At 65.3% G+C, this 12,730-nt stretch carries 12 protein-coding genes and 4 tRNA genes; 15 read left to right on the top strand and 1 reads right to left on the bottom strand.

Features of this window, described 5'->3' with window-relative positions; all coding sequences use genetic code 11:
* The first annotated feature begins 17 nt into the window (after window positions 1–17).
* Together pth and ychF are read left to right on the top strand one after the other, a co-directional pair.
* Window positions 18–596, top strand: coding sequence for an aminoacyl-tRNA hydrolase (pth, locus tag LG380_RS08890; protein ID WP_225766535.1), 579 nt, complete (start codon window positions 18–20; stop codon window positions 594–596).
* 76 nt (window positions 597–672) lie between these two features.
* On the top strand, window positions 673–1,764 hold the full coding sequence (gene ychF / locus LG380_RS08885) for a redox-regulated ATPase YchF (protein WP_225764659.1): 1,092 nt from the start codon (window positions 673–675) through the stop codon (window positions 1,762–1,764).
* A 254-nt stretch (window positions 1,765–2,018) separates the two neighbouring features.
* Here ychF and LG380_RS08880 read toward each other — a convergent pair whose 3' ends face one another.
* Complete coding sequence (locus tag LG380_RS08880) at window positions 2,019–4,763, bottom strand: TonB-dependent receptor (RefSeq protein ID WP_225764658.1); 2,745 nt, start codon at window positions 4,761–4,763, stop codon at window positions 2,019–2,021.
* Between the two features lie 170 nt (window positions 4,764–4,933).
* Here LG380_RS08880 and LG380_RS08875 point away from each other — a divergent pair, with 170 nt between their 5' ends.
* The 13 genes from LG380_RS08875 (at window position 4,934) to rplL (ending at window position 12,567) form a co-directional block, all read left to right on the top strand.
* Window positions 4,934–5,941 carry a cyanophycinase gene (locus tag LG380_RS08875; RefSeq protein ID WP_225764656.1) on the top strand — a complete coding sequence of 336 codons (1,008 nt, stop codon included), beginning with the start codon at window positions 4,934–4,936 and terminating at the stop codon, window positions 5,939–5,941.
* Window positions 5,942–6,005: 64 nt separating this feature from the next.
* On the top strand, window positions 6,006–7,022 hold the full coding sequence (locus tag LG380_RS08870) for an isoaspartyl peptidase/L-asparaginase (protein WP_225764654.1): 1,017 nt from the start codon (window positions 6,006–6,008) through the stop codon (window positions 7,020–7,022).
* 137 nt (window positions 7,023–7,159) lie between these two features.
* A tRNA-Tyr gene (locus LG380_RS08865) sits at window positions 7,160–7,245 on the top strand.
* Between the two features lie 28 nt (window positions 7,246–7,273).
* Window positions 7,274–7,347, top strand: a tRNA-Gly gene (locus LG380_RS08860).
* Between the two features lie 32 nt (window positions 7,348–7,379).
* Window positions 7,380–7,455: transfer RNA gene (locus LG380_RS08855), tRNA-Thr, on the top strand.
* A 45-nt stretch (window positions 7,456–7,500) separates the two neighbouring features.
* The gene (tuf, locus tag LG380_RS08850; protein WP_225764642.1) at window positions 7,501–8,691 is read left to right on the top strand and encodes an elongation factor Tu; all 1,191 of its coding nucleotides are present in this window, start codon (window positions 7,501–7,503) and stop codon (window positions 8,689–8,691) included.
* A 99-nt stretch (window positions 8,692–8,790) separates the two neighbouring features.
* Window positions 8,791–8,866: transfer RNA gene (locus LG380_RS08845), tRNA-Trp, on the top strand.
* Window positions 8,867–8,917: 51 nt separating this feature from the next.
* Window positions 8,918–9,325 (top strand): preprotein translocase subunit SecE, encoded by a 408-nt coding sequence (gene secE / locus LG380_RS08840; protein WP_225764653.1) that lies wholly within the window; start codon window positions 8,918–8,920, stop codon window positions 9,323–9,325.
* Between the two features lie 10 nt (window positions 9,326–9,335).
* Window positions 9,336–9,893, top strand: a complete 558-nt coding sequence (nusG, locus tag LG380_RS08835) for a transcription termination/antitermination protein NusG (protein ID WP_225764652.1) — start codon at window positions 9,336–9,338, stop codon at window positions 9,891–9,893.
* A 190-nt stretch (window positions 9,894–10,083) separates the two neighbouring features.
* Window positions 10,084–10,512: a 50S ribosomal protein L11 gene (rplK, locus tag LG380_RS08830; RefSeq protein ID WP_225764651.1), complete on the top strand. Its 429-nt coding sequence runs from the start codon at window positions 10,084–10,086 to the stop codon at window positions 10,510–10,512.
* Between the two features lie 4 nt (window positions 10,513–10,516).
* Window positions 10,517–11,215: a 50S ribosomal protein L1 gene (gene rplA / locus LG380_RS08825; RefSeq protein WP_225764650.1), complete on the top strand. Its 699-nt coding sequence runs from the start codon at window positions 10,517–10,519 to the stop codon at window positions 11,213–11,215.
* A gap of 385 nt (window positions 11,216–11,600) precedes the next feature.
* Window positions 11,601–12,134 carry a 50S ribosomal protein L10 gene (gene rplJ, locus LG380_RS08820; RefSeq protein ID WP_225764649.1) on the top strand — a complete coding sequence of 178 codons (534 nt, stop codon included), beginning with the start codon at window positions 11,601–11,603 and terminating at the stop codon, window positions 12,132–12,134.
* Between the two features lie 64 nt (window positions 12,135–12,198).
* Window positions 12,199–12,567, top strand: a complete 369-nt coding sequence (gene rplL, locus LG380_RS08815) for a 50S ribosomal protein L7/L12 (RefSeq protein ID WP_225764648.1) — start codon at window positions 12,199–12,201, stop codon at window positions 12,565–12,567.
* The last annotated feature ends 163 nt before the right edge of the window (window positions 12,568–12,730 follow it).

Genomic DNA, 12,730 nt, shown 5'->3' with positions numbered 1-12,730 from the left:
ACGGATGCTGGATGGCAATGACTGGCTTGCGACTGATCGTCGGTCTGGGCAACCCCGGAACCGAACACGCCCGGACCCGGCACAACGCCGGGTTTCATTTCGTTGAGGCCCTGGCCGAAAAGGCAGGGGCACGCTGGAGCGTGGACGCCAAGCTGTTCGGCGAAACCGCCAGGGTCGACATCGACGGCCAGTCGGTATGGCTGCTCAAGCCGGCCACCTTCATGAATCTTTCCGGCAAGTCGGTCACCGCCGCGCAGCGGTTCTGGAAGATCGAGCCGGAGCAGACCCTGCTGGCCCATGACGAACTGGACCTGCCGCCCGGCGTGGCGCGGCTCAAGTTCGATGGTGGCCACGGCGGGCAGAACGGCCTGCGCGATACCATCCGCCTACTCGGACATGGCAGGTTCCACCGCCTGCGTATCGGCATCGGCCATCCCGGCCACAAGGACCGTGTGGTGCCGTGGGTACTGGGCCGCCCGGGCAAGGACGACGAGGTGCTGATCGACCGCGCCATCGACGATGCCATCGACGTGCTGCCGCTGGCCGTGCGCGGTGACTTCAACGAGGCGATGAAGCGCCTGCACACCCGCAGGTAAACCGGCCGAGAGTGATGGGCCAAGCGGCGCCGCGGCGCTGTTTCACCAATCACTTTCATCCCAGGGGATGTAGAAGATGGGTATCAAATGCGGCATCGTCGGTCTGCCCAACGTGGGCAAGTCGACCCTGTTCAACGCGCTGACCAAGGCGGGTATCGCCGCGGCGAACTTCCCGTTCTGCACGATCGAGCCGAACACCGGCATCGTGCCGGTGCCGGATCCGCGCCTTGAGGCGCTGGCCGCCATCGTCAAGCCCGAGCGCGTGATCCCGACCACGATGGAGTTCGTGGACATCGCCGGCCTGGTCGCCGGTGCGTCCAAGGGCGAAGGCCTGGGCAACAAGTTCCTGGCCCACATCCGCGAAACCGACGCCATCGCCCACGTGGTGCGCTGCTTCGAGAACGGCAACGTGATCCACGTGGCCAACAAGGTCGACCCGATCGCCGACATCGAGACCATCGATACCGAGCTGGCGCTGGCCGACCTGGAATCGGTGCTCAAGGCGCTGGACCGGGCCACCCGCGCGGCCAAGGCGGCCGACAAGGAAGCGCTGGCCCGCAAGCCGGTACTGGAAAAGCTGGCCGCGGTGCTCGACCAGGGTCGTTCGGCGCGTTCGGCCGGCCTGGATGCCGAGGAGAAGGCGCTGGTCCGCGACCTGTTCCTGATCACGCTCAAGCCGCTGATGTACATCGCCAACGTGTCCGAGGACGGGTTCGAGAACAACCCGCACCTGGACGCGGTGCGCGCCCGTGCCAAGGAAGAGGGCGCCGAGGTGGTGCCGGTGTGCGCGGCGATCGAGGAGGAGATGTCGCAGCTGGAAGACGCCGACCGCGACGAGTTCCTCAAGGACCTGGGCCTGGACGAGCCGGGCCTGAACCGCGTGATCCGCGCTGGCTACAGGCTGCTGGGCCTGCAGACCTACTTCACCGCTGGCGTGAAGGAAGTCCGCGCGTGGCAGCTGCGTGCCGGTTCGACCGCGCCGCAGGCCGCCGGCGTGATCCACACCGACTTCGAGCGCGGCTTCATCCGCGCCGAGACGATCGGCTACGACGACTTCATCAAGTACAAGGGTGAAGCCGGGGCCAAGGAAGCTGGCCGCCTGCGCCTGGAAGGCAAGGACTACATTGTCCAGGAAGGCGACGTGCTGCACTTCCGCTTCAACGTCTGACGCGTTCGCGCGCTGGATGCAGGAACGCCCCGCAGTGCGGGGCGTTCTTGTTTCCGGGGGTGGCTGCGCAAGTGGTGAAAAAATGAGCAGTGCCGGCAAAGGCCTGCCACGCCTGGCGCCGCGGATGTTATCCACATCTTGTACCGGCAGCTGCCCACCTGCACTGTGGAGAAGTCCATCGGCCGCACTGGCCACGGACAGGCAGGAAAAAACCCGCCGCGGCGGGTTTTTCCTTTTCCACGGATTGGGCTGGCTTACAGCGCGCTGCCACCGAACTTGTGGGTGAACTGCAGGTTGACCTGCCGGCCCAGGCTGTCGAACCAGGACACGTCATAGTACGGGTAGGCGGTGTAGGTCGGATCCTTCGGCGGCATCTTGTTGGCGACGTTGACCACCGACACGGCCAAGCGCGTATGGTCGCTGAAGCGGTAGCCCAGCGAGGCGTTGAAGCGCCAGGTGGCCGACACCCACGGACCGGAATCGCCTTCTTCCCAGACCTGGTCATACGACCAGCCGTTGGGCAGGCGGCCCAGTCGCTGGCCGTGCACGGTGGCGCTCCAGCCGTTGCGTTCCCAGCCCAGTGACACGCTGGACTTGGTGCGCGGGATGTCGAAGCCGCTGTTGATCGCGAACTGGTCCTCGACGAGGTCGCCCTCGTACTGCTGGAAGTCGTGCGACTTCACCCACGTGTGGGTGCCGGCGAGCGTGAAGCGGCCGATGCCGGTGTCGAAGCGGTAGCGGATGCTCAGGTCCACGCCTTCGGTGGATTCGCGGGCGACATTGATCGGATTGACGTAGATGCCGTACAGCGAGCCATTGGCGGAGCGGGTGACGCGGCCCACCGCATCCACGCAGGTCGGCGAGGTGGCGCTGAGCTGGCCCAGGCGGCAGGCCGCCTCGTCGCGCAGGATCGAGTCCACGCTCATGTCCTGCACCTGGTCGCGCATGTCGATGTCGAACCAGTCCGCGGTCAGGTCAAGGCCCTCGATCGGCGACCACACCAGGCCGGCGGTCCAGGAGGTGCTGGTTTCCGGATCCAGGTTGCGGTTGCCCGAACGGGTGCGGATCAGGCCTTCCTCGTAATCCTCCGGATCGTCACCGCCCTCTAGGAAATAGTTGTACCAGTCCACGCCGCTGGTCTCGTCGTTGCCGATACCGGCATAGACGTAGTGCAGGTCCGGCGCGCGGAATGCGGTGCCGTAGGAGCCGCGGACCAGCAGCGAATCGAACGGACGCCATTCCAGACCGGTGCTCCAGGTGCCCTTGCCGACTGAATTGCCGGAGTAGCGGTACTCGTCGTAGCGACCGGCCACCGACCAGTTCAGGCGCTCGTGCAGCGGGATGCGCAGCTCGCCCGCGCCGGCCCAGCGGTTGCGGCTGCCGTGACCGTCGGAGTCCTTCCAGCTGTAGTAGTAGTACTGCGTGGCCAGCGGGTCGGGATTGAGCGCATAGCTCTGGTGGCCCACTTCGATGGTGCCGGCAAAGCCGACATCGCCCCCCGGGGCCTGGAGCAGGTCGCCGCGGCTGACGGTCAGGGCCAGCGTGCCGTTCTCCGACTCGGGCCGGTAGACCGAGCGGGCCGCAATGGCGTCGTACTCGGCGCGGATGAGCGGGGTGTACAGGCGGTCCGGATTGGCCGCGTACACCGGATACTCGCCACCGCGCCAGGTCTCGGTGCCCAGTTGCGGCCCGAGGAACAGGTCATTGGCCCTGGCCGCGATGATCTGCGGCCAGCTGATGGTGGCGTTGTAGCGCGACCAGCTCAGCGCGGCCTCGTAGTCCCACGCGTCGGCGAAGCTGCCCTTGAAGCCGGTGGTCAGGCCGTAGGTCTTCTGCGTGGTCTCGATCATGTTGCGGTTGAGCCCGCCGATTTCCTCGGGGGTGAACTGGCGCTGCCAGAACTCGATCTGGTCGGTGTTCCGGTTCCAGAAATAGCCTTCCTCGTTGCCATCGGCGGCCATGTGCGACCACGCGGTGACGTCGCGGAACAGCGCGACCTCGTGGCGGCCCAGTTGCACGTCGGCGAACCATTCGGTGCCATTGTCGAAGGCGTAGCTGAGCGAGGCGTAGGCATTGGCACCACGGCGCTCGCTAAGGATCGTGCCGTAGCCGATGGCTTCGTCCGAGCCGCAGTACATGCCGTAGGCCGGGCGCTCGGCGTAGTAGGTGGTGCCGCCGTTCTGGCCGGCCAGGCGGTCGCAGGTGGCCTCGCCCGGGTCGATGTAGTCATCCCACCAGTCGGTGCGCAGCCAGCCGCGGCGGGCGATGCGGGTGCGCGCGGTCGGCGCGTCCTGCGAGGAGTCCTGGATGTCGCGCTCGTAGGCCCACAGCGGCGTCTGCGACTGCAGCTCGACGCTGTAGATGCCGCTCAGGCCACCCTTCTCGAAACCGCCAACCAGCGACGCATCGAACGACTCGCCGCCGCCTTCGCTGGTGGTGCCCATGCGCACGTCGACGGTGATGCCGTCGGTGTTGTTCTTCAGGATGAAGTTGACCACGCCGGAGATCGCATCGGAGCCGTAGATCGCCGAGGCGCTGCCGGTGAGTACTTCGATGCGGTCGATCATCCCGATCGGGATGTTGGAGATGTCGGTGAAGTTGCTGCGGCCCTTGAACGGCATCGGGAAGTCGGCGATGCGGCGGCCATTGACCAGCACCAGGGTGTGGTTGGGGCCGAGGCCGCGCAGGTCGACCTGCTGCGCACCGGGGGAGAAGTCGGCGCCGCTGGAGGACTGCTGGCTCTGGGTCTCGCCGCCGTTCTGGGTCATCGCGCGCAGCACGTCGGGCACGCTGGTGAAGCCGCTGGCCTGGATTTCCTGGGCGGTGATCACGGCAACCGGCGCCGGGCCTTCCACCTGCGCGCGCGGGATGCGCGAACCGGTGACCTGGACGGCCGACAGGTCCTGCACGGCGTCGGGAGAGGCTTCCTGGGCGGCCAGCGGAGCGGCCAGCGCCATCAGGGCGATCTGGAGTGAGTACATCAATGCGTTTCTACGCATGAGGGCATTCTCGGGTGGGTTTTCGAGGCCTCCGGGAGCCAGTCCGGGGAGGCGGTTGCGCACCTGAATAGGGGCGGTGCATCTAACTCCTTTTTTCGCCGGTTGACTATGCCAGTTGTTCGTGGCATCAGGGATGTAACCGTTTACAAGGTGCTTTCAGGAGAGGTCATATGGGTCTGCGTTCAGCCTGTCGATCAATCCTTGCGGTCTGCGCCCTGCTGCTGGCCGGCGGGGTCATGGGCCAGGAGCTGTCACGGCCCGCGTACCGCTATTTCGAGATCGGCAACGTCGAGGCGCCGCGGCCGGGCTCCACCGAGCCGGCGATGATGCTGATGGGTGGCGGCGAGTGGGTCCCCGAAGCCTTTGACTGGTGGCTGCGCCGCGCTGGCAATGGCCGCGTCGTGGTGCTGCGCGCCTCCGGTGACAGCGAGCTGCAGGAGCGCCTGTACCGCGACATCGGCGGTGTCACTTCGGTCCAGACGCTGGTGTTCACCCATCGCCGCGCGGCGGATGACCCGGCGGTGCTGCGGGTGGTGCGGGGCGCCGATGCGATCTTCATCGCCGGCGGCGACCAGTCCCGCTACATCCGTTTCTGGAAGGGAACGCGGCTCAACGAGGTGCTCAACGAGCACGTCCGCGCCGGCAAGCCGATTGCCGGCACCAGCGCCGGGCTGGCGATCCTCGGTGGCTACAGCTATGGCGCACTGGACGGCGGCAGCGTCACCTCGCCGGCCGCCCTGGCCGACCCGACCGGCAGTCAGGTGACGATGGACAGTGATTTCCTGCACATGCCGTTCCTGTCCAACGTCGTCACCGACACCCATTTCGCCCGGCGCGACCGCCTGGGCCGGCTGATCGTGTTCGTGGCGCGCGCGGCCCGGGAGCGCGGCAACGACGACGTGGTCGGGCTGGGCGTGGACGAGGACACCGCCCTGTGTGTTGAGGCCGACGGCCGCGGCCGCGTATACAGCCTGGACAACGGCTACGTGTGGCTGGTCCGCCCGGAGCACTCGGCGGCCCGGCTGGAGCCAGGGCAGCCACTGGAATTCCGGTCGGTGCCGGTGACCGGCGTCGGCGCCGACGGCGTGGTGCACCTGGATGGCTTCCGCGTGCAGCGGCCGGCCTTCACCGCCGTGGCCGAGGCGAGCGGCGGACAGCTGCGCCTGGCCTACGACTGAAGCCTGCTGGTTTCCGGCACCGGGCCCTGCCTAGAATCGGGGAATTCCTTGTTTGGAGCCTGAAATGGGACTGCTGCGCTCGGCCGTGCTGGCCGCCCTGATTGCAACGCCCGGAGCGGCCGCCGCCGCGTCCGATCCACTGCTGGTCATCCACGGTGGCGCCGGGGTGGAGCGGGGCGACCTCAATGCCGACGAGGAGCGCGCCGCGCGGTCCGCGCTGGAGGCCGCGCTGCGTAGGGGATACGAACAACTGAAAGCGGGCCGGCCGGCACTGGACGCGGTGACTGCGGCGATCACCCTGCTCGAGGATGATCCGACCTTCAACGCCGGTCGCGGCGCGGTATTTACCCATGACGGCCGCAACGAACTGGATTCCTCGCTGATGGATGGCGCCACCCAGCGCGCTGGTGCGGTGGCCGGGGTCAGCCGTGTCCGCAATCCCATCCTGCTGGCACGGGCGGTGATGGAGAAATCCGAGCACGTGATGATGGTCGGCGAGGGCGCCGAGACCTTTGCCCGCGAGCAGGGCATCGAGCTGGTGGATCCATCGTGGTTCCGCACCGATCGCCGCTGGCAGCAGCTGCAGCGTGCCCTGCGTGAGGAGGCAGCAGGGCAGGCGCATGCCGACCTGGAAACCGCCAGGCACTTCGGCACCGTCGGCGCGGTGGCGCGGGACATCCAGGGCAGGCTGGCCGCGGGTACCTCCACCGGTGGCATGACCAACAAGCGTTACGGTCGGGTGGGGGATTCGCCGGTCATCGGCGCCGGCACCTGGGCCGATGCGGAATGCGCGGTGTCAGGCACCGGCTGGGGTGAGTTCTACATCCGCGCCGCCGCTGCGCACCAGATCTGCACGCGCATCGCCTACCTGCAGGAAAGCCCTGCCCGGGCCGGGGAGGAGGTCATCAACAAGCGCATCCCGCAGATGGGTGGCGACGGTGGTGCGATCGTGCTGGATGCGAAGGGGCGCATCGGTCTGCCGTTCAATACGCAGGGCATGTACCGCGGCTGGATCGGCGCCGACGGCGTGCCGCACGTGGCGATCTATGCCGGGGAAAAACTGCCCCTGCCGCCGGAGTGAGGGAGGCCGCCCACCCCGTGAAAATTTTTTGTTTCGAATGAAAAATTTTTGTTGACAAGGTGGGCTTTCATCACCAGAATTGCGGGCTCTTCACCACGCACTGTTTTCCGGCTCCGGCCTGATCGGTACGCGGTAAAGGAGGGATACCCAAGCGGCCAACGGGGGCAGACTGTAAATCTGCTGGCTTACGCCTTCGGTGGTTCGAATCCACCTCCCTCCACCAGTTTTAAAGTTGTGGCTGCAACCCCGGTGCGGGAGTAGTTCAATGGTAGAACCTCAGCCTTCCAAGCTGATGGTGCGGGTTCGATTCCCGTCTCCCGCTCCATTGAATTCAAAGTATGCCATAATAGAAAGCTCGCTCACGTAGCTCAGTCGGTAGAGCACTTCCTTGGTAAGGAAGAGGTCGAAGGTTCGATTCCTTTCGTGAGCACCATATTCCGACGCAACACATCCAACCTGTTACCGAGAAGAAGCAGCCATGTCCAAGGGTAAGTTCGAGCGTACCAAGCCGCACGTCAACGTCGGCACCATCGGCCACGTCGACCATGGCAAGACCACGCTGACCGCTGCGCTGACCAAGATCGGTGCCGAGCGTTTCGGTGGCGAGTTCAAGGACTACTCCTCGATCGACGCCGCTCCGGAAGAGAAGGCTCGTGGTATCACGATCTCGACCGCCCACGTCGAGTACGAATCCCCGACCCGTCACTACGCCCACGTTGACTGCCCGGGCCACGCCGACTACGTCAAGAACATGATCACCGGTGCCGCCCAGATGGACGGCGCGATCCTGGTCTGCTCGGCCGCCGACGGCCCGATGCCGCAGACGCGCGAGCACATCCTGCTGTCGCGCCAGGTCGGCGTGCCGTACATCGTCGTGTTCCTGAACAAGGCCGACATGGTGGACGACGCCGAGCTGCTGGAACTGGTCGAAATGGAAGTGCGCGAGCTGCTCTCCAAGTACGACTTCCCGGGCGACGACACCCCGATCATCCACGGTTCGGCCCGTCTGGCCCTGGAAGGCGACCAGTCCGACATCGGCGTTCCGGCCATCATCAAGCTGGTCGAGGCCCTGGATTCCTGGATCCCGACCCCGGAGCGTGACGTCGACAAGCCGTTCCTGATGCCGGTGGAAGACGTGTTCTCGATCTCGGGCCGCGGCACCGTGGTGACCGGCCGTATCGAGCGCGGCATCATCAAGGTGGGCGACGAAATCGAAATCGTCGGTATCCGTCCGACCCAGAAGACCACCGTCACCGGCGTGGAAATGTTCCGCAAGCTGCTGGACCAGGGTCAGGCAGGTGACAACGCCGGTCTGCTGCTGCGCGGCACCAAGCGTGACGAAGTCGAGCGTGGCCAGGTCCTGGCCAAGCCGGGTTCGATCCAGCCGCACACCCAGTTCGACGCCGAAGTCTACGTGCTGTCGAAGGACGAAGGCGGCCGTCACACCCCGTTCTTCAAGGGCTACCGTCCGCAGTTCTACTTCCGTACCACCGACATCACCGGTGCGGTCGAGCTGCCGGAAGGCGTGGAGATGGTGATGCCGGGTGACAACGTCAAGATGGCCGTCACCCTGATCAACCCGGTCGCCATGGACGAAGGGCTGCGCTTCGCAATCCGCGAAGGCGGCCGCACCGTCGGCGCCGGCGTGGTCTCCAAGATCACCAAGTAAGCCTGCATCACCGGTGGTTCATGCCGCCGGGCACGCGAACGGCGGGCCGGGGTTCTCGGTCCGCCTTCGCCGTCTAAGGGAAGTGCATCAGCAAGCCACACGCCAGTAGCTCAATTGGCAGAGCAGCGGTCTCCAAAACCGCAGGTTGGGGGTTCGAGTCCCTCCTGGCGTGCCACTTGCCCACTCTCTATCCAGTGACCTTGGTCGCATCAGCAGCAAGAGTCGGATGAACAGCAAGATCGAACCTTCCAAGAGCGCCTCCCCGGGTGGCGATATCGTCAAGTACGTAGTCGCTGCGTTGCTGGTGCTGGCGGGTCTGTTCTTCTGGTTCTGGTTCTCCGCTCCCGAGCGTGCCGCCCAGCTGGGTGCCTGGAGCTCGCAGCTCCGTGGCCTGGTTGTCATCATCGGCCTCATTGCCGGCGGCGCCGTGTTCATGCTGAGCGGCAAGGGCCGCGATACCCGCGAATTCCTGTCCGAGTCCCGGTTCGAGCTGCGCAAGGTTGTGTGGCCGACCCGCCAGGAAGCGATCCGCACCACGTGGGTCGTGATCGTGGTCGTCATCATCCTGAGTCTGCTGCTGGGCGGGTTCGATTTCGTCATCTCGAGACTTACCCAGTGGTTCCTGGGGCGCTGAGGAGAATGCTGTGAAGCGTTGGTACGTCGTCCACGCCTATTCGGGCTTCGAAAAGTCGGTGGCGCAGGCCCTGCGCGACCGCATCGTGCGTGATGGAATGGAGGAGCGCTTCGGCGACGTCCTGGTTCCGACCGAGGAAGTGGTGGAAATGCGTTCCGGCCAGAAGCGCCGTTCCGAGCGCAAGTTCTTCCCGGGTTACGTGCTGGTCCAGATCGAGACCCACGAAGAGAACGGCATCCCGCGCATCGACAGCGAGTCGTGGCACCTGGTGAAGGACACCTCCAAGGTCATGGGCTTCATCGGCGGCACTGCCGACCGTCCGCTGCCGATCAGCGACGCCGAGGCTGCCGCCATCCTGGATCGCGTCCAGGAAGGTGTGGAAAAGCCCCGTCCGAAGGTGCTGTTCGAGCCGGGCCAGATGGTCCGCGTCATCGACGGTCCGTTCAACGATTTCAACGGTGTGGTCGAGGAAGTCAACTACGAGAAGAGCCGCGTGCGCGTGGCGGTGTTGATCTTCGGTCGTTCCACCCCGGTGGAGCTGGAATTCGGCCAGGTCGAAAAGGCCTGAGTCCAGTCGCCCCGTTCAGGCGGCTTCACAAAATCCTGATATACTGCGCGGCTCCTTTGGAGTCCGAAGACAGATGGCCGCCGCAAGGTGGCCTTCTGCGTGATTCAAAAAACGCGATGCCGGGACGCGTGATTCCCGGTCCGATGGGGAGCCTGTTGTCGCAAGGCGCTAGCACCCGGAGAGCACTCAAATGGCAAAGAAAGTTGTCGGTTACATCAAGCTGCAGGTGAAGGCCGGTCAGGCCAACCCGTCGCCGCCGGTCGGTCCGGCCCTGGGCCAGCGCGGCCTGAACATCATGGAATTCTGCAAGGCCTTCAACGCCGCCACGCAGAAGCTGGAGCCGGGCCTGCCGGTGCCGGTGATCATTACGGCCTATTCGGACCGTACCTTCACCTTCATCACCAAGAGCACCCCGGCCACCACCCTGCTGAAGAAGGCTGCTGGTATCACCTCGGGCTCGAAGAAGCCCAACACCGACAAGGTCGGCAAGGTGACCCGCAAGCAGCTGGAAGAAATCGCCAAGGCGAAGGAGCCCGATCTGACCGCGGCTGACCTCGACGCCGCTGTGCGTACGATCGCGGGCTCTGCCCGTTCCATGGGCTTGGTGGTGGAGGGTTAATCGGATGGCACAGAGCAAGCGTGAGAAGGCCATCAAGGCCGCCGTCGTCCCGGGCAAGGCATATGCCTTCGAGGACGCGATCAAGATCCTGAAGACCGCCACCAAGGCCAAGTTCGTCGAGTCGATCGACGTCGCCGTGCGCCTGGGCGTGGACGCCAAGAAGTCCGACCAGCAGGTCCGTGGTTCGACCGTGCTGCCGGCCGGTACCGGCAAGAGCGTGCGCGTTGCCGTGTTCGCCCCGGCCGGTGCCAAGGCTGACGAAGCCCTGGCCGCTGGCGCCGAGGCCGTCGGCATGGACGACCTGGCCGAGAAGATGATGGCCGGCGACCTGAACTACGACGTGGTCATCGCCACCCCGGACGCCATGCGCGTCGTCGGCAAGCTGGGCACCGTGCTGGGCCCGCGCGGCCTGATGCCGAACCCGAAGGTCGGCACCGTTTCCCCGAACCCGGGCGAAGCCGTGAAGAACGCCAAGTCGGGCCAGGTCCGTTACCGCACCGACAAGGCCGGCATCATCCACTGCACCATCGGCAAGGCCAGCTTCGATGACGAAGCGCTGAAGTCGAACCTGCAGGCGCTGCTGCTGGACCTGATCAAGGCCAAGCCGGCCACCTCGAAGGGCACCTACCTGCAGAAGGTTTCGGTCAGCTCGACGATGGGCCCGGGCGTGACCGTCGACCAGTCCTCGCTGTCGCTGAAGTAATCGTTTCAAACGGACGGCGCGTCCCTGATGCCCCGTCCGTGACATTTGAAGGCGCCGTGGCGGTTCCGCCGCGGTAGCCGTCAAAGACCGCAGGCGCGGTCTGCAACAGTCGGCGACGGGCACGGAAGCTCGATCTGGCATGGAGTCGCCGCCGACCGTAACGCAGATGGCTTAATCGGGTCCCCGGATCCACCCTGCGTAGATGGTGTCGCCCTTCTGGAGTTTTTCTGGTTCACGCACGTCTGGGATCTTCCCGGGTTGGCCCACTCCAGGTCTAGAACGGCCACCACCGGAACATCACGTGATGTTCCCGGCGTCCAGGACGGATGCCGCCCAGGACCGCACACGGCAGGAGCCGTAAGCGGAGTTCAATTGGAGGAGTGCAATGGCTCTCAATCTGTCCCAGAAGCAAGAAGTAGTCGCCGAGCTGGCAGACGTCGCCGCCAAGGCCCACTCCTTGATCGCAGCCGAATACGCTGGCACCACGGTCGCCCAGATGACCGCGATGCGCAAGCAGGCCCGCGAAACCGGTGTTTTCTTGAAGGTTGTCAAGAACACCCTGGCTTCGCGCGCCGTTGAAGGCACCGAGTTCGCATGTGCACAGGACAAGCTGGTTGGTCCGCTGCTGTACGCGTTCTCGCTCGAGGAGCCCGGCGCTGCCGGTCGCCTGATCAAGGAATTTGCCAAGAGCAACGACAAGCTGCAGGCGAAGGTCGTGGCCATCGGCGGGGAAGTTTTCCCGGCCAGCCACGTGGAAGTGCTGGCGTCGCTGCCGACCCGTGACCAGGCCCTGGCCATGCTGGCCCGCGTCCTGGCCGAGCCGGTCACGATGTTCGCGCGCGCCATCAAGGCCGTTGGCGAGAAGCAGGGTGGTGGCGAAGAAGCCGCCGCTGCCGAGCCGGCCGCCGAGACCGCCTGAGTTCGACGTTTTCCTGGTTCCCTGACGGGAACCTAATCCAGAAAATCATTCAAAGGTAATCAAAATGTCCCTTACCAACGAGCAGATCGTCGACGCCATCGCCGAGAAGTCCCTGATGGAAGTGATGGAGCTGGTCAAGGCCATCGAAGAGAAGTTCGGCGTCTCCGCCGCCGCTCCGGTCATGGCCGTCGCCGCTGCTGGCCCGGCTGCCGCTGTCGAAGAGCAGACCGAGTTCAACATCATCCTGAAGGATGCCGGCGCCAAGAAGGTCGAGGTCATCAAGACCGTTCGCGCCATCACCGGCCTGGGCCTGAAGGAAGCGAAGGATCTGGCCGAAGCCGGTGGCGTCGTGAAGGAAGGCGCTTCGAAGGAAGAAGCCGACAAGATCAAGAAGGACCTGGAAGCTGCTGGCGCGACTGTCGAAGTCAAGTAAGCACTTCCTTGCGTCGCCATCGAAACACGGCGATGCAGCAAAGGCTGGGGACGTAAGTCCCCGGCCTTTGGCCGTTTCAAGCCGCAAATGGATTGCGGGCAAGGGTAACCAGCGGATTCGGCCAGTGACGGCCGCGACGCGGGAAGTCCAACTCCCGATCCAC

The sequence above is a fragment of the Stenotrophomonas sp. Marseille-Q4652 genome (genome assembly GCF_916618915.1).
Lineage (GTDB): Bacteria > Pseudomonadota > Gammaproteobacteria > Xanthomonadales > Xanthomonadaceae > Stenotrophomonas.
The sequence above is the reverse complement of the archived record's forward strand: the minus strand, read 5'-3'. Positions and strand labels throughout refer to the sequence as shown.

Coding starts and splice junctions, on each gene's coding strand:
- secE (WP_225764653.1), top strand. CDS start 8,918: ATGAACAGCAAGATCGAACCTTCCAAGAGCGCCTCCCCGGGTGGCGAT.
- LG380_RS08875 (WP_225764656.1), top strand. CDS start 4,934: ATGGGTCTGCGTTCAGCCTGTCGATCAATCCTTGCGGTCTGCGCCCTG.
- rplL (WP_225764648.1), top strand. CDS start 12,199: ATGTCCCTTACCAACGAGCAGATCGTCGACGCCATCGCCGAGAAGTCC.
- rplA (WP_225764650.1), top strand. CDS start 10,517: ATGGCACAGAGCAAGCGTGAGAAGGCCATCAAGGCCGCCGTCGTCCCG.
- LG380_RS08880 (WP_225764658.1), bottom strand. CDS start 4,763: ATGCGTAGAAACGCATTGATGTACTCACTCCAGATCGCCCTGATGGCG.
- tuf (WP_225764642.1), top strand. CDS start 7,501: ATGTCCAAGGGTAAGTTCGAGCGTACCAAGCCGCACGTCAACGTCGGC.
- ychF (WP_225764659.1), top strand. CDS start 673: ATGGGTATCAAATGCGGCATCGTCGGTCTGCCCAACGTGGGCAAGTCG.
- rplK (WP_225764651.1), top strand. CDS start 10,084: ATGGCAAAGAAAGTTGTCGGTTACATCAAGCTGCAGGTGAAGGCCGGT.
- rplJ (WP_225764649.1), top strand. CDS start 11,601: ATGGCTCTCAATCTGTCCCAGAAGCAAGAAGTAGTCGCCGAGCTGGCA.
- LG380_RS08870 (WP_225764654.1), top strand. CDS start 6,006: ATGGGACTGCTGCGCTCGGCCGTGCTGGCCGCCCTGATTGCAACGCCC.
- pth (WP_225766535.1), top strand. CDS start 18: ATGACTGGCTTGCGACTGATCGTCGGTCTGGGCAACCCCGGAACCGAA.